At 58.0% G+C, this 14,603-nt stretch carries 22 protein-coding genes, 1 tRNA gene and 1 pseudogene; 13 read left to right on the forward strand and 11 right to left on the reverse strand.

The window, feature by feature from the left end:
• Positions 1 to 4: 4 nt before the first annotated feature.
• The 7 genes and pseudogenes from INHI_RS21215 to INHI_RS0112700 form a co-directional block, all read right to left on the reverse strand.
• Positions 5 to 280, reverse strand: coding sequence for a DUF2312 domain-containing protein (locus INHI_RS21215; RefSeq protein WP_027247884.1), 276 nt, complete (start codon positions 278 to 280; stop codon positions 5 to 7).
• Positions 281 to 457: 177 nt separating this feature from the next.
• Positions 458 to 1,051, reverse strand: a pseudogene (locus tag INHI_RS21415) (DNA translocase FtsK); the annotation flags it as partial.
• Complete coding sequence (locus tag INHI_RS0112680; protein WP_027247885.1) at positions 1,044 to 1,358, reverse strand: hypothetical protein; 315 nt, start codon at positions 1,356 to 1,358, stop codon at positions 1,044 to 1,046. The pseudogene INHI_RS21415 and the gene INHI_RS0112680, both read right to left, overlap by 8 nt.
• On the reverse strand, positions 1,358 to 2,305 hold the full coding sequence (locus INHI_RS0112685) for a helix-turn-helix domain-containing protein (protein ID WP_027247886.1): 948 nt from the start codon (positions 2,303 to 2,305) through the stop codon (positions 1,358 to 1,360). The genes INHI_RS0112680 and INHI_RS0112685 overlap by 1 nt, the downstream gene beginning before the upstream one ends.
• The gene (locus tag INHI_RS0112690) at positions 2,302 to 2,895 is read right to left on the reverse strand and encodes a class I SAM-dependent methyltransferase (protein ID WP_254656878.1); all 594 of its coding nucleotides are present in this window, start codon (positions 2,893 to 2,895) and stop codon (positions 2,302 to 2,304) included. The genes INHI_RS0112685 and INHI_RS0112690 overlap by 4 nt, the downstream gene beginning before the upstream one ends.
• Complete coding sequence (locus INHI_RS21105) at positions 2,888 to 3,061, reverse strand: hypothetical protein (protein ID WP_155805595.1); 174 nt, start codon at positions 3,059 to 3,061, stop codon at positions 2,888 to 2,890. Before INHI_RS21105 ends, INHI_RS0112690 begins: the two co-directional genes overlap by 8 nt.
• The gene (locus INHI_RS0112700; RefSeq protein WP_027247888.1) at positions 3,058 to 3,348 is read right to left on the reverse strand and encodes a hypothetical protein; all 291 of its coding nucleotides are present in this window, start codon (positions 3,346 to 3,348) and stop codon (positions 3,058 to 3,060) included. The genes INHI_RS21105 and INHI_RS0112700 overlap by 4 nt, the downstream gene beginning before the upstream one ends.
• Positions 3,349 to 3,487: 139 nt before the next feature.
• Here INHI_RS0112700 and INHI_RS0112705 point away from each other — a divergent pair, with 139 nt between their 5' ends.
• The 12 genes from INHI_RS0112705 (at position 3,488) to INHI_RS20540 (ending at position 8,786) form a co-directional block, all read left to right on the forward strand.
• Positions 3,488 to 3,817 (forward strand): hypothetical protein, encoded by a 330-nt coding sequence (locus tag INHI_RS0112705; RefSeq protein ID WP_027247889.1) that lies wholly within the window; start codon positions 3,488 to 3,490, stop codon positions 3,815 to 3,817.
• 199 nt (positions 3,818 to 4,016) lie between these two features.
• Positions 4,017 to 4,634, forward strand: a complete 618-nt coding sequence (locus INHI_RS0112710) for a helix-turn-helix transcriptional regulator (RefSeq protein ID WP_027247890.1) — start codon at positions 4,017 to 4,019, stop codon at positions 4,632 to 4,634.
• 60 nt (positions 4,635 to 4,694) lie between these two features.
• Positions 4,695 to 5,267 (forward strand): acyl-homoserine-lactone synthase, encoded by a 573-nt coding sequence (locus INHI_RS20525; RefSeq protein ID WP_051338966.1) that lies wholly within the window; start codon positions 4,695 to 4,697, stop codon positions 5,265 to 5,267.
• 179 nt (positions 5,268 to 5,446) lie between these two features.
• Entirely contained in the window at positions 5,447 to 5,668 is a 222-nt protein-coding gene (locus INHI_RS0112720) for a hypothetical protein (RefSeq protein ID WP_027247891.1), read from the forward strand.
• Positions 5,665 to 5,916 carry a hypothetical protein gene (locus INHI_RS0112725; RefSeq protein WP_027247892.1) on the forward strand — a complete coding sequence of 84 codons (252 nt, stop codon included), beginning with the start codon at positions 5,665 to 5,667 and terminating at the stop codon, positions 5,914 to 5,916. Before INHI_RS0112720 ends, INHI_RS0112725 begins: the two co-directional genes overlap by 4 nt.
• On the forward strand, positions 5,913 to 6,233 hold the full coding sequence (locus INHI_RS20740; protein ID WP_051338967.1) for a hypothetical protein: 321 nt from the start codon (positions 5,913 to 5,915) through the stop codon (positions 6,231 to 6,233). Before INHI_RS0112725 ends, INHI_RS20740 begins: the two co-directional genes overlap by 4 nt.
• Positions 6,230 to 6,475 carry a hypothetical protein gene (locus INHI_RS21155; protein WP_027247893.1) on the forward strand — a complete coding sequence of 82 codons (246 nt, stop codon included), beginning with the start codon at positions 6,230 to 6,232 and terminating at the stop codon, positions 6,473 to 6,475. The genes INHI_RS20740 and INHI_RS21155 overlap by 4 nt, the downstream gene beginning before the upstream one ends.
• A gap of 1 nt (position 6,476) precedes the next feature.
• Positions 6,477 to 7,613, forward strand: a complete 1,137-nt coding sequence (locus INHI_RS0112740) for a DNA polymerase III subunit beta (protein ID WP_027247894.1) — start codon at positions 6,477 to 6,479, stop codon at positions 7,611 to 7,613.
• A 46-nt stretch (positions 7,614 to 7,659) separates the two neighbouring features.
• Positions 7,660 to 8,115 carry a hypothetical protein gene (locus INHI_RS20745; RefSeq protein ID WP_051338968.1) on the forward strand — a complete coding sequence of 152 codons (456 nt, stop codon included), beginning with the start codon at positions 7,660 to 7,662 and terminating at the stop codon, positions 8,113 to 8,115.
• A 29-nt stretch (positions 8,116 to 8,144) separates the two neighbouring features.
• A complete protein-coding gene (locus INHI_RS0112750; RefSeq protein ID WP_027247895.1) occupies positions 8,145 to 8,402 on the forward strand; it encodes a hypothetical protein in 258 nt (85 codons plus the stop codon).
• A 19-nt stretch (positions 8,403 to 8,421) separates the two neighbouring features.
• Positions 8,422 to 8,577, forward strand: a complete 156-nt coding sequence (locus tag INHI_RS21110) for a hypothetical protein (protein ID WP_155805599.1) — start codon at positions 8,422 to 8,424, stop codon at positions 8,575 to 8,577.
• A gap of 26 nt (positions 8,578 to 8,603) precedes the next feature.
• Positions 8,604 to 8,786, forward strand: coding sequence for a hypothetical protein (locus tag INHI_RS20540; protein WP_036767062.1), 183 nt, complete (start codon positions 8,604 to 8,606; stop codon positions 8,784 to 8,786).
• A gap of 81 nt (positions 8,787 to 8,867) precedes the next feature.
• On the opposite strand, the gene INHI_RS0112765 is transcribed toward INHI_RS20540, so the two are convergent.
• Positions 8,868 to 8,954, reverse strand: a tRNA-Leu gene (locus INHI_RS0112765).
• 155 nt (positions 8,955 to 9,109) lie between these two features.
• Positions 9,110 to 10,771: a peptidoglycan-binding domain-containing protein gene (locus INHI_RS0112770; protein WP_027247896.1), complete on the reverse strand. Its 1,662-nt coding sequence runs from the start codon at positions 10,769 to 10,771 to the stop codon at positions 9,110 to 9,112.
• Between the two features lie 123 nt (positions 10,772 to 10,894).
• Between INHI_RS0112770 and lipB the strand changes: the two genes are divergently transcribed.
• On the forward strand, positions 10,895 to 11,566 hold the full coding sequence (gene lipB, locus INHI_RS0112775) for a lipoyl(octanoyl) transferase LipB (protein ID WP_014873770.1): 672 nt from the start codon (positions 10,895 to 10,897) through the stop codon (positions 11,564 to 11,566).
• Positions 11,567 to 11,598: 32 nt separating this feature from the next.
• On the opposite strand, the gene INHI_RS0112780 is transcribed toward lipB, so the two are convergent.
• Both INHI_RS0112780 and INHI_RS0112785 read right to left on the reverse strand, forming a co-directional pair.
• Positions 11,599 to 13,521, reverse strand: coding sequence for an alpha/beta fold hydrolase (locus INHI_RS0112780; RefSeq protein WP_027247897.1), 1,923 nt, complete (start codon positions 13,519 to 13,521; stop codon positions 11,599 to 11,601).
• Between the two features lie 406 nt (positions 13,522 to 13,927).
• Complete coding sequence (locus tag INHI_RS0112785; protein ID WP_014873768.1) at positions 13,928 to 14,353, reverse strand: HIT family protein; 426 nt, start codon at positions 14,351 to 14,353, stop codon at positions 13,928 to 13,930.
• Between the last annotated feature and the right edge of the window lie 250 nt (positions 14,354 to 14,603).

The following is a 14,603-nucleotide window of genomic DNA, read 5'->3' on the forward strand; positions in this document are numbered from 1 at the left end:
TGCCTCACCCCATGCCCAGCGCTTCTTTGTACATTTCGAGGACTGCCTCTTCCTCGGCGATATCGTCCTTGTCGCGCTTACGCAGGGCGATCACCTTTCGGATGACCTTGGTGTCGTAGCCGCGGGCCTTGGCCTCTGCCATGACCTCTTTCTGTTGTTCAGCCAGTTCTTTCTTCTCAGCGTCCAGGCGTTCGAACCGTTCGATGAACTGGCGCAGCTCGCCTGCCGTCACCCGGTATGTGGTATCTGCGGCATTGTCGAAATCCGGGTCCGCCTTCATCGGGGGCTTACCAGAGGCCTTGCGTTGCTCCGCGTGCTTGGCTTTGAGTTGCTGGCCACCGATATCGTCACAGGCTGCTGTCAGCATCTTCACAACGGTTTCGCGGTCTGCGTCATCGGGGATGGCGGATTGCAGGGACAGGACGGTGCGGATCGTTTCAATCGTCGCCACCTCGCGCTTTCCCACATTATCAGGGGCAGATACGATTCCTGCCTCTTCCATGCGTTCGATCAGACGCGCGGCCTTGTTGTAGCCGATTGCGAGCTTGCGCTGCACAAAGCTGGTGCTGGCTTTCCCCTCACTGACGACAACTGCCGCAGCGCGGAAATAGAGCGCATCGCCATCGGACTTTAGCGGGCCTTCGCTGGCAGATGTATCAACGCCCTGAAAGGTATTGGGCCCCACGCGCATTGACACCCCTTCCCCGCGCGACACATGCCCCGGATCAGCTTTCTGGATGGGCGTAACGATTTCCTTGATCAGGGCGGTTTGATCATCGGCGCTGCGGATATCATCCCAGCGCTTGACCAGAGCTGCCCAGTAGGCGTTGACGTCGGTCATCATCGACAGTTGATCCCGTAAGCCAGGCACAGCATCCAACAGACGCTCACAGCGCCCGAAATCGGCACCATCCAGCGGGTAGTCACCGCTCTGCTCGCCCTCACCCGTCACACGCGCAGCGATGGCTTCTGATGACGCGCCTGTCACGTTGTCCCAGATCTCAGTGGCGCGCTCTATCTGCGCGTTGGACGGTTCCTGTTGATCAAGCATTTCTCTGCCCTTTCGTTTGGTGTCTTGCGCCCTGTGCGGCGCTCAGCGTCTTTCCAGCGAATTCCAGCGCTGCCGCGATGTCTTTGGCGTGGGGGTACTGATCCGGTACACGCGCAGCGAGGCGGCTTTGGGTGCGGTAGGCCCCGCGGATCTCATCAAGGCTGTTCAGGCGTATGCGCTTGGGGCTGGTGCAGATCGGGCCGGGCTGCGGGGCGATAACGATGCAATCGCCCAGTGCGGCGTCGACGGTCACCACCACCCGGCCAAACTGCACGCCGTGGGTCTCTGGGTCCGAATGCGGCGACATCACAGCGACACCCCGACCTGTCTGCAATCCTGCTCGGTCACCAGTCCCGCGCTCAGGCATTCCCGAGCCATGGACGGCGACACACGACCGCGCATGTGGGGCTTGGCCTCAAGGATCTCTTTCGCCCAGTAGGCCAGCACCTCGGATTGATCAGCCTGCGCCTTGGGGCTGATGACGTGTTGGCGCCAGCGTTTCTCAGCGATCCAGTTCTCGGAGAGCTTCACATACCGCGGGGCGTTGCCATCCTGCTCGACAGCATAGGCGCGGGCACCAGCCAGGATCTCCGCCGGGGCGGCCCCCTCGCCCAGCGCCGTGCGCAGTGCGTCCTCGGTCGCCTCTGGCAGGCCCATCCGAGGATAGGCAGCCGAGAACTGGGCAACGAAACCATCAAAATCAAATTCAGGATTGTGCGGGGCGTCAGCCGCGCAACTTGTTTGTTGGTCTTTTTGTTTTGTTGTTCTTCTTAAGGAGCCGGTTTTACCGGCGGGCGGGTTGCACCGGCGGGCGGTTTTTTCCGGCTCACGGTGAAACAATTCGGACTGTTCCACGCCGGGAGCTGGTTTTTCCGGCTCACGGTTAGCCGCCGCATTCACAACATCTTGTGACTCGTTCCCGCCTTGTTCTCCCTCATGTTGAGGCTGGGGAGTGTCGAACACTTCCCAAATGTAGCCATCTAGGCGCCCATCGGCCCCCTGTTTGGGCTGAACCTTCAGGTAACCGGCATTGATGACCTCTCTTCTGATCTTCTGCCATTTGTCCTTTTTGCATCCCAGCACCTCCTGGCACTTGGAGACATAGAAGGTCCAATCATCACTGCAGGACATCACGTAGCACAGCAACAACCGTGCATCCGCGGATATCGACGTGTCTCGGATCAAGGCATTCGGAATGGTCGAAAACCCCGACCGCCGCCTGACCGTGACCCTGCCGCTTGGCTTGTCTGTCATGACGTCACCTCACATGTGTTTTCCGCCCAGCGCTGGGCGTTGTTTTTCTTGGTTGCTGCCGACCTGCCGACGAACTCGGTGCGCCCGTGGCTCCCTGCTGTGAACAGATGCCAGGCGCAGTTGTCTTTTCCCGTGTGCTTGCTGCCCTCAATCCACTTCACCCGCCCGACCGAGACGATCTTGCGGCAGTGGCGCAGGTACGGCTGTGCCTGCAGCGTGTGGCACCAGTCCGCATCAAACAGCAGCCACGTCGGGCACAGACCTGCCCAGCGCAATATCAGCGGGTGCAGGATCTCCCGCGACCAGGGCGGGTTTGTGATGATGTAATCAAGCGGACGGCGCGGCTTAGCCTTTGGCGTCCAGTGCAAAGCGTTGCCCTGCGTGACGTCCCCTCGCCCCGGATTGATATCGACCGCCTCTGTGCAGGTGCCGCCGATCCATCGAAGGTGATCAATCAGCCGCCCGTTTCCGGCGCATGGTTCGGCATATCGGAATCGTGTGGGCAGATGGGGCGCCAGCAGCGGCACCGGATCCCATGGCGTGCGGTACAGGTCGTTCTTGCGGCGTTTGAAGGTGCTGCGCTTACCCATGACCGCCATCGATGCTGCGTTTGATCGAGTTCGAGACAACCGAGATTGGAGCGGCTGAGATAGTCAACCCATCCTCGGTGAACATCAGGATCCCGAGATTAGAAGAGATCTCCACCCCATCTTCGGTGATCTTGATGCGGTCGTCGTGCTTGCGAGGCTCCGTCATTTCAAGGCCTCTTGGTCCTTGGCGAACTGGTCCAATGGGGGAAGCAAAATACCCTTTTCACGCGCCAACTTAAGGGCAGTCCGATGGACCTTCGCAGCCGTTGACAGATGTATTTCTCGCCCCTTATGACGTTCGTCTTCAAACTTTCCGAGAGTGTTGGTTGCAACGCCAGAGGCTACGCTTAAAGCAGCAGGTTTAATTCCCAACCTGCTCTTCACCACCTTTAGCCATGCCCTAAACTCGTCGGAGTCAGGAAAGAAGGTCTCATTATCGCCCTTTGCTTTCATGGCTAACCTCAAAAGTTGCTTTTATCACCTTTTGAGGTTATATGTGCCCCTTTGAGGTCTGTAAACAACCTTTTTGGTATATTCAATTTCACCCCGAAAGGTGAAATAGTGCCGGTGAAGTCTACAACGGATCGTCGACATGGATGATATTTGGGATAAACGACGCGCGAACTTGGGAGCGTTGATCGGTTACAAAGGGAAAAAGGCTGCGCAGATCTGCGCAGACGCTGGTATCGCGCCAAACACACTCGGTAAGTTCATGCGTGGTGAGAGCAAAACGCTTTCTCAAAAGAGTCTTGAGGAAATCCTACGGGTACTCGGATCGAACCTCGCAGCACTAGATTCGAACAACCCTCTTTCCAACACGAAAACAGAGCTGTTTAAGCTGATTGACGGGATGTCTGAAGAAGAAGCCTTGAAGGAACTGGAAAGGCTATCCAGTTCTACTGACGAGAGCTCAGCTTCTTAAGCTCTTCGAGATAAACTTGAGCCTCGGCTTCGGTCATTTTTCCCACAAGTTCTTTCAAAATCTCTTTGGCCGACAGCACGTTATCACGCATATCAAATATCCATCCACGGTAAACGCGCCCAAGCTGCACAACTTACACTTGCGGTTCAATACCTAAAATGGCATCCTTCACCTCAAAAGGTGAAAAATAGAGAATTTGATGCATTTCTTTTCAGACGTTCCCGACCTCTTATTTGATGTCGCGCCTCAGGGCTTCGCCCTTGGTGTTGGTTCTTTCAAAACGGGCGAAATCGACGTTCACACAAGTTACAGCGAACAGTGGCAGGAACTTTACCATAACCGCGGCTGGTTAGCCCAAGATCCGGCTGTCACAAGCGGACTTCGGGGCCCGGGGGTTCATCAGTGGAATGCTACCTCTATTACCGAGCCTGATTTTAAGGATGCCTGTTTCGGTTACGGACTCAGGTCAGGTAGTTCAATCACGGATACAGTCGCAGGAAGTCTCTGCCTGGTAGGTCTGACCACGCAGAAGGATCTGACAGACGCTGCGTCTCAAGCCGCTTGCCGAGCTGTGAGGCAAGCTCACATGGGGTACTTGACCAGTAAGGCGCGGTTACTGCACGCTCAGCATATTGACGTTGTTTATCTTGCGGCGAAAGGTCTTAGAGCAAAGGAAATCTCTGCAAAACTCGACATTTCTGAAGAGACCGTCAAACAACGAAAGACCACTGTGCAAAGGCAAATCGGGGTCAACAATTTCGTCGCAGCGGTGAACATTTGTGCAATCGCAGGGCTAACACTTCACCCCATAAAGTAGAGGCGCTTCCCGTAAAAGGAGTGCAATTCTTTCTCCCAGTTTGCAACTTGGAGAATATCAATGCAGCACTCTATTGTTTCCTGGGAAACGATTCACGAACACGGACAACTCTGGTGGCTTCACATGGCCATGCGCAAACGACTATTTGTCGATGAAATGCACTGGGACGTTCCCCATACTGGTGACGCTGAAGCAGACCAATATGATACGCCCCGTACAAAATATGTGATCTCCCATGTAAACGGCATGCCTCTCGCAGCCTCAAGGTTGAACCCGACAAGGGGCAAGTTCGGAACTTGGTCCTACATGATCAATGATGCCTGCGAGGGGAAGCTGGACGGCATACCTTCGGGCCTGTTGGAAACACCCCCACAAGCTGCAAACATCTGGGAGGCCACCCGCTTTACAGTCGCCCCTGAAGTTCATCCCAAAGAGCGCAATTCGATACTCGCTGACAACGCCAAGGCCCTCACCTGCGCAGCACGAGAGTTAGGCGCCACAAAGCTAATTGCGCTGATGTCTCCAGCATATATCAGATGGTTATCGTCTATTGGCCTCCCAACGAAAAAGGCTGGTCCGACTCTGAAAGATGGTCAGGGAAAACGGATCTGCGTCATGGAAATGTCAGTGTAGAAAAATACCCCGAAAGGTTTGCTTTACCCTTTCGGGGTTTACTGTCACCTTTTGAGGTGATAGCGTCCTTCTCGAACATGGAGGACATAATGCCAACACCGCATATTATGAACAGAGGTAAAGCGAAAACAGGCCACGACGACTTGGTTTCCACAAACCAATTGCGGGACCTCTCATCGATGGACCCCGCCACGTCGCTGGCGACTTTGCCCGATGAGGAACTGGCCGCGATGGCGCGCCATCTGCTCCCCGATATGGCGGGTGAGCTGCTGGGTCACCGCCTCGCGGCGTTGGCAGGGTCTGCCGAGGTTGCTCCGGCGCGGCTCCGTTTCTCCAATGGCTTGACCCGCATTCTCGCTGGACGCGAAGGTGTAACCGTCAAGGCGGGATCGGTGGCATGAGCGCCGCAACCACAGCAGCCCGCTTTGCGCAGACCATTGCCCAGCTGCAGGGCCGTGAACGCCGTGACGCTGTGGCCTGCGCGGTGATCGAAACCGGTGGACTCTACCCCTTCCCCTTTCCAAAGCGCGCGTTGGTGGAAATCCAGCTGTACGGCGTCTGCGCGACCGGCATCGGCGAGGATGAGGCGATCAGCAATTGGATCGCCAAGCTGTCGCCTCAGGTAGAACCTCACGAGGTTGCCGCATGATGCCCGCCAGCGTTCAAGAGGTCTATGCCGCAGCGCTAGCGATGGAACATCGTGGCGTGTTTGGGCGGGCAACCCTGCTGCGCACGCTTGGCGGCACCGCGCGCCCGATCACGCCCGGTGTTCCGGCCCATGAGGCGCATTGGCGCGTGGACCTTCTGGGCATCAGCGTAGACGGCATTGACCTGCCCAGCGCGCTGTCTGCGTGGATCAGCGCGGCCCGTATGTCGTGCCGACTGACCCCGGCCCGCCGCGCCACCGACTGGCGGCCTGACTGCCCCTACAACGGACAGGCGCCGCTGCCACCGGAGGCACCATGACCATTGCAACAGTCGAGGGAGACGAAATCGTGATCCACATCCCGGTCACAGCGATATCCTGCCAACCCGAACCGCGCGGCTTTCTTGTGACGGATGCCGCCGCCCTCGTGCTGCATGTGGCGCGCGAGATCAGCGGCGAAGATACAGGCGAACGACCGTGGATCGAGCCGCTTGTTGAGGCGGCAATCCCACTCACGGAAACCGGCCGCGCCCAAATGGAACCATGCACCGAAAGGCCCTAAGATGAACGCTCACAGTGAAATCAAGACTGATGTCGCCACCAAATCACTCAAGGTCGACATCTCAGAACTTCGCGCCGCCCTCGCTTGGGTCAACAAGGTGCGGGAAACGTGGTCACGCATCCCGATCTTGAGCCAGAACCTGTTTCAGGTTGAAGGCGGCCAGCTAGCTATCACTGCCACCTGCCTTGATCGCGAAGCACGGCAGACACTCTCCTGCGACACCTCTGACGCTTGGTCATTTGTGATGAACGGCCACCGAGTGATGAAAGTCACGGCAGGTCTGTCCGGCACCGTCACCATTGAGCATGACGTTGCCAAGGATCTCCTCACTCTGACGGCTGACGGCATGTCCCTTGCCATGAATGTCATGGCACCGCCCGAGGACTGGCCAACTATCAATAAGCAAGAGCCCCTGGGCGGCATTGAGGTCGGCGAAAACACCCTCCTCCGAGCGCTTAACTTGGTCAAATCGTGTATCTCGACCGAAGAAACCCGGTACTATCTGAACGGGATCTACTGGACTTCACACGACGGTGCGTCACGCATGGTGACGACGAACGGACATCGGCTTGCGCGCCTGGATCTCAAAGCGCCAAATCCGCCATTTGATGTGATCTTCCCGCGGATCGGCATAACGCCGCTTTCAGCCATGCTGACCGCAAACGGCAATCAGCTTGCCAAGATCACTTATCGCGGTGCCGATAAGACGCCCACCCTTCTTAGTATTGAGATGGGCGACCGCGAACTGCACTGCAAACTGATCGATGGCACATATCCGGATTACAACCGGGTCATCCCCTCAGTCGACGGGGAACAGGCGTTCGATATCATCATTCCCAAATCCGCCACTCAGCGCCTTCGTTTGATGGCCGGACCGCATGACCTTGGCTGCAAGATTTCCCCTGAAAAGGGCACCATGACGATTGGCCGAGAGGATCACGATGGCAAGATGTCAGTGACTTATGCCGCCAAGGGCAAGTCCGGGCCAGATATCGGTTTCAACACTCTCTACCTGGCCCAGACAACGGCAACGATGGGGAACATTCGCTTACGCGCGAAAGACAATGGCGCACCTGCCTTGGCCACCAGTGAGGCACATACGGATCTGATCATGGTCCTGATGCCGATGCGAGTTTGAACTTTCTTATAACCCGGAAACCGCACCCCTTTGATGGAGCCATAAAATGCGAAAATTCAACACCCGAATTGATGACCGCCACTTTCAGGAAATCCATCATGCGCTGGGTTGCCCGTGGCCGGACGAGATCATGGGCGAGACGTACCGCAACTACTTCTGCACTGGCGACGACGCCGAGACTGCGGAACGAATGCGCGCATCCCCGCATTGGACCAGCGGCAACAAAGCTCATGGCTCGACCTATTTCAGCGTCACTGGTGAAGGGCGGTCGGCTCTGCGAGATTACATCCTCGAAAACCTCCACGTCCCTGCGCGGTATGCTGTGACCTACAAGGGCCATGGTGATTACCCACCAAGCCTGTTGCCAGCCAAGAGCCACTCTGCCGCAAGGTATGCGGCATATCTACACTCGGAATGCGAATGGCCCTTGGTGGAATTCATGGCCGAGATCGCATCGGTCAAGATCCATTCCAGAGCGATCAACCCCCACCTTTCCTACTAACCCCAACCACGAAACGCACCGGAGGCCGCATGTCACCCCAGAAGCCCCGTTTCAATGACCGGATCATCAAGGATGGATTTCCTGATGGCTGGTTCATTCAAGATCGGATCTGCCAGAACGAGGCGCTGCTCTGCCGGAGATCAGATTTTTCGCCAGGTGGAATCACGTGCATCTGCACCCGCCCACGCGCAATGGAAACCGACGACTGGGTTCTGCATGCGCAAATCATCGCCTTCGGATTTGAGGCGGAGAACAACCGCCGCATCCAAGGGCGCAAGTCCTGCTAAACCTAACCCCGGAGGCACCATGACAGACGATGACCTGCCCAAATGCGCCAACTGCGGCACTGTCATGACTGACTATGACGCGCTGCATGACCGGGACGATGCCGACCCGGAGAATGACGTTCCCGACTACGCCAAATGCAAGGTGTGCTGGGAAGTCCACCGCATCGAAGACTGATCCAGAAATAGCCGGAGAAACGCACCATGAGCGAACAACCTATCTATGTGCCGGTGACCGATTCCAAGAAAGTGTTCTCGGTTTCCCGCGATACGATCTATCGGGCTGCGAAAAAGGGATTGATCACAATTCACAAGGCGCAGGGCCGGTCTCTGCTGAAAGTGTCCGAGGTCTGCGCTTGGATTGAGGGTAGCGCCGAAAGCACCTAAACGCTTGTGGGGCTATTTGTGGGGCCATTCTAGGCCCGCCACCAGCAGCGCCAATAAATACAGGTACTTAAGGGAAAGTTTTGGTGCGGTCGAGAAGACTCGAACTTCCACGGGTGTTACCCCACAGCGACCTCAACGCTGCGCGTCTACCAATTCCGCCACGACCGCACTGTCTTGACTTGGTGTAGCGGCGTATAGACGAGCGTGGCGCGGTTGTGAAGATGCAAAATGACCATTTTGCAGGGTTTTCTATTGCCTCCAAATGTAACGGGGGCGGATGTGTATTCCGCCCCCGACACTAGCTGTGGTTGCTCTGTGAAAACTCAGTCAGTTGAGAAGCTCGGCAGGGCAGCGGCGGTGCTGGATGCCGGAACCGGCTGCGCGATTGTGCCGGTGAGCCCGGCTGACGCTGCCTTGATCAGCGCCAGACGTTCCGGCTGACCTGGAGCGAAAACCGGTTCGGACCCCGTCTCCAGGGCTGCGATGGCTGTCTGGTACCAGCCCTGCGCCTGTTCCGGCGACTTTGCCACACCGAACCCCTGTGCCAGATGGTGGCCGATCAACTCGGCGTAGGGACGCTGTCCAACACCAACCATGATCAAGGCCGCGCCAAGCGCCACCTCCATGTTATCACGGCGGTACCCGGAGAACAGGCAGATACCCGCCGTATTGGAGAGCTGCTCGATCGACATGTTGGACTGCAAGACGAATTTCTGCAGATCGGAGACCAGCGCGTCGCTGCCTGTGCTGCCCAGCTTGGCAAGATAGGGCTGCACGACAGGACCAAAGGCATCGCATTGACTATCGACTTGCGCCTGGCTCACGCCCTGCACTTTGGCGACGAGGGCTTCGCCGGAGTTGATCGCGTAGGAGCGCGTCAGGCAGAACTGTTCACCAAGCGCCAACTCAGGATCACGCAGATTGGACACGGTCATATAACCACCGTTGGAGCTGGTGAGCAGGCTGACTTTGCTACAATGGCTGGTGAGAGAGGCTGTATTCGCCGCCGGTGCCGGTTGCTGGAACAGCTGGAGCGCCGCGAGACCACCAGCCGCAGGAGCAGGAGCCGCGACCTGTGGCGCGGAAGCGAGCACCGTGCCGCCCACGCTGCCACCAGGTGCTGGTGCCGGCGCGGGCGTCGGCGCGCCCGCTTGGACTGTGCCGGACGCCGGTTCGTCGCTCATCCGGCACACCCCCTGGTGACAGGAGAAATTCGCCGTGGTGACGCCACGCGCCATAAAATCATTGCGCTGATAGCCCTGCGGAGTTGAGGCAAACACCATGACAGAGCAATGCGACGCCCCACACCAGAAGGAACTGCCCGACACCGAGGTGTCGATCATATAATCGTTCTTACCGTCCCCATTCAGATCCGCCAGTTGCATAAATCCGGACCGCTGCAACAATTGCTCGGCACTGGGATCGGCACTGGCGGCGATTTCGTCCACGGCCTTGCTGACCTCGAAGGGCAACCCCCCATAGCTGCCATAGCCGCCAGCGCCAGCGCTACGGGTGCCGGTGGCCTCATCCCGCCAGGTGCGCAGAAGGCCACGCACGCCATTCGGCCCCTGCATCGCCTTGATCACCTGCGGACCGCCGATTTGCGCCCGACTGTAGGACGACACCAGAAAATCACGTTCATATTGGGTCAGCTGGCCCGTTGCAGGAAACCCCATGTGGCCCTGATACTGTGCCACGGCGGCGCGGGATTTGCGCCCCATCACACCGTCAGGAGAACCTGCTTGGAAACCGAAATAATTGAGTGCGGTTTGCGTTTCACGGTTCTGGGCACGCGCCGGAGAATAGGTGCGTTTGCGCGTAACCGGTTGTTTGCGCGCACGGTTCTTATGCGCTTCGTTGACGATTACACCGCCGATGATGCTACCGACCAGCGCCGCGCCAAGGTTATCGGCAACAGCGGGTGCTGCCCCTGAGGTTGCCAGAACTGATGCGGCCAATGTCGTTTTAAGTGATTTTGAGAACATATTACGCGCCCCCCTATTGATGAAAACATGCAATCACGGTAGCGCACCACCTGCAGGGCAGGCCAGAAAATTCGGCGCGCCGCGCTATACTGGTTACAAAAGTCGTAACAAAGGACACCGTCGATGGTTGAATGGATCACCACCTCAGGCCTGACCGGCTATGACGAGGCCGTCGCCTTCATGGAAGACCGTGCCGCTGGGATCGCCGCGGGAACCCAAGAGGAGTGCATCTGGCTGGTTGAGCATCCGCCGCTTTATACCGCCGGCACCTCAGCCCAGCCCGAAGATCTGACAGATCCTGACCGCTTTCCTGTGTATCCGAGCAAGCGTGGCGGGCAGTATACCTATCACGGGCCGGGGCAGCGCGTGATCTATGTCATGCTGGATGTCGCCAAGCGCGGCCGTGATGTGCGGTGCTTCGTGCGCCAACTGGAACGTTGGGTGATCCTGGCGCTTGATCGCTTCAATGTGACCGGTCATATCCGCGATGGTCGAGTTGGTGTCTGGGTCGAACGTGACGACAAGCCCCTGCGTGCCAATGGTGAAAAGACCGAAGACAAGATCGCGGCCATCGGTATCCGCCTGCGCAAATGGGTCAGCTTTCACGGCATCTCGATCAATGTCGAACCGGATCTCAGCCATTTTGATGGTATCGTGCCTTGTGGCATCACCGAGTTTGGCGTCACCAGCCTGGTGGATCTGGGCCTGCCTGTGACCATGACCGATGTCGATGTGGCATTGAAGCAGTGCTTCGATGTGGCATTTGCCACAGCTGACACCTGCCCTACAGATTAGGCCAGCCTACAAAATCGGCAGTGTATCCGCGCTTACGAGGGGATGCGCTGCCGCAAATCCTCAATCGCCGCGAACACCAGTTCCGGCTGCGCATAAAGCAGCATGGTCCCAGCCCGTTTGCTGATACGGATTTGCAGATCCGCACTGCCGGGGCCAAGCGCCGCCTGCAAGCGCTCCGCTGGGGTCACCGTATCTTCACCACCATGCAGATATATGGTGGGCGCTGCCTTGGCACTGTGGCGTGTGTCACGCGAGCGCGCTGCCAGCCGCAAATCCGTCTCATATCCGCCGCGCCCATGCTGCATCATCATCCTGTGGCTCTGTTCCAGCACGGCGCTCAATCCGGGATCCGCCAGCAATCTCCGATCCGCGCTGTCTTTTGCTATCTGGCGCGAGACCAGTACCTGTGGTCCTTTCTGACGCACCGACCGGGACCAGCTGCGCACCACCAACGGCAATACCGCCCTGGCATGAACCGCGCTGAGCGCCATGGCGCGCTGATGCCCGCGCAAAGCTCCGGCCTGCCCTATGCTGGGCAACGGCAGTGTCGCGCCAACACCGACAACTCCGCCTAAACGGTCCCGCAGCCGACGCCCCGCTGCGGCGGTGAACATGCAGCCACTGCGATGCCCGAGGAGAATAGGTCGCTCCAGACCCTCGGCATCGATCAGCGCCTCAAGCTGCGTTATGAACAGATCAACAGGATCAGCCTGCCGCGGCAATCGGTCCGACGCTCCGTATCCACAGCGCAATGGCGCCAGCACCTGCAAACCGCGCGCGCGCAGCATAGGCTGCAACCTCTGCACCCCCGCGATACCGTCGAAGATCCCGTGAACAAAAATCACCGCCTGCCCACGTTCCGCGCCAAAACGCAGATAGCGCGAACTTAGCCCACACGGCAGAGAGAGCCATTTTTGCGGCGGCGAGGCGACCCCTGCGGCGATCTTGTAGTCCTCCACCGTCTGGGCAATCAGATGCGCCAGAAAACGCAGCATTTCCGGACAACTCGGTGCCGCCGTCTTGGTCAGCATCCGGCCCAGAACAGCCAGCTCGGGACCACGCTGGCCACCTGTGCCTATTCGCAATTCGATCCAATCGTCACTGGTCAGCAGACGCCGCAGCAGCGACATTTCCTGCTGGCCGAAGCCAAACCGCTTTGCGATCAGGGTTGCGGCCATATCGGACCAGGCGGTCTGCACTTGCTCCACCAAGAATGCAGGCGCGGCCAGATCTGCCGCTCCGAGGGGGCGCAAAGGCCGATCCACACGCCCCGAACCAATCTGATCAGAACCGGAAAAACCATCGGTCATGTTGGAGAAAACCGCACGCCCACCAAGGGGCTGACACATCAGTAGGCGCCCCCCAGCAGCCCGCAAGAGGACAAGCGCGGGGCGCCGCGCACCAGCGTCAAAGAGGTTTTGCCACTTTGGCAGATCAGCATCCTTGATCTGCAACTTTTCGGACATAAACGGATCAGTGACGCGCCCGCTACCGGGCCAGTCGCCCCCTGCGGCCAGAACCTCGGCCTCGTGCGAGACCAGTGTCCAATTGCGATCACCGCAAGGAAGCACGGTCTGAAGTTCAGGCCAAAAGCCATGATTTTGCGCGGCTGCCAATCGACTTCTGAGGTAAATCGCCCTGTCGAAGTGGCGCCCGATCAGAACAGGGCCTGTTGCTTCCCCCTCAGCCGAAAAAACTGAGGTGAGATCTATGTCACTCGCCTGTGTCTTGAGACCCTCCCAGCCCACCGTAGCCGCAGTCTGCCTGCTGGCGTGGCCAGAACCAATCGCCGATCGGGAGGCCAGTTCAGAAACATCATCATAACCGGCCCGGTTCAACCGGTCGCGCCAGGCCTCGGCATTGGCCGCGCCCAGAACCGAAGCATATACTGCGGCTGCCACTGTTTCGTCTGACAAACCATCTGAAACACTATTATCCCCTGCCGTCTTACCCACGGCCCCTCCTCAGCAACATACACAGGCAAAACGCCCGTCACTTTGCAAACCTGCAGCGATCAAACGCGTGCAGGACAACCACAATTAGCCCTGATCTCACCAAAGCAGCAGCGTGCCTTGGTCAGGGTTCCATCCCCCAATTGGCCAAACGCTCCGGCAGCAGCACTGTGAGCGCTCCCCGGAACGCACCATCCGTATCGGAACGCACCATCTGTGCGCTCCGGTACTTTGTTGACGCGGCAAAACCCAAAATTTTGAGGACTTCGTGAAAATTTTGGTGACCGTAGAATAAACGGGCCACACATATCAATCATTTTTTCGCGTCAAGGTAGAATAACTTAGGACCACGACCTACGGCACGTCTCAAACGCAGATCTCCGCATCCAAGAGTAGCCCCGACTACTGGTCAACTTGCAGCTATTGCCGCACGCATTTTTTCGGCGTGCTCGGATAAGACGCCGGGGTCTGCCATAATACCCGGTGGCCGCACCGTGTCCCCGCCGCGACGGGGAAGGATATGGAAATGGAGATGGAAAACCTCCTGCCCCCCTTCAGCCTCATTGAACTGCTGCACCGTGACGCCCTGCGCATCGAACGCGCGCATCGCAACATGGCTCATCTTCTGCGCCGTGGCCATCACAGCGGCCAGCTGCTCAGCTGAAGCATCCAGCAGATTGCGGCACGGCGTCTTGGGGATGACCAGCATATGACCGTCAGATCGAGGCATGATATCCATAAAGACGAAGGTCGCCTCATCCTCATACACTTTGTAAGAAGGAAGCTCTCCGCGCAGAATTTTCGCGAAGATATTGTTTGGATCGTATTGCGCCACTATCTGCACTCCGTGAGGTCGTCAGATGGACTTTCGCGCCGCTGGCCATCAGGGTCAAGCGCGCCACGGCATCTTGATTGACAAAACAGTATCGCGTTGCGGTATTGGCGATGAATTATGCGGGCGCCAAAACGCAGGCCGGCCCGCGACACCCGACGGGAGTCCGTGCAGCCCGAAACGGAGCTGCCCGCGACAATTATTCTTGATCCATATCAAACTCCGCCATTGAAGGCCTGTTGCGGGCGAACTA

It is taken from the genome of Phaeobacter inhibens DSM 16374 (assembly GCF_000473105.1).
Taxonomy (GTDB): domain Bacteria; phylum Pseudomonadota; class Alphaproteobacteria; order Rhodobacterales; family Rhodobacteraceae; genus Phaeobacter; species Phaeobacter inhibens.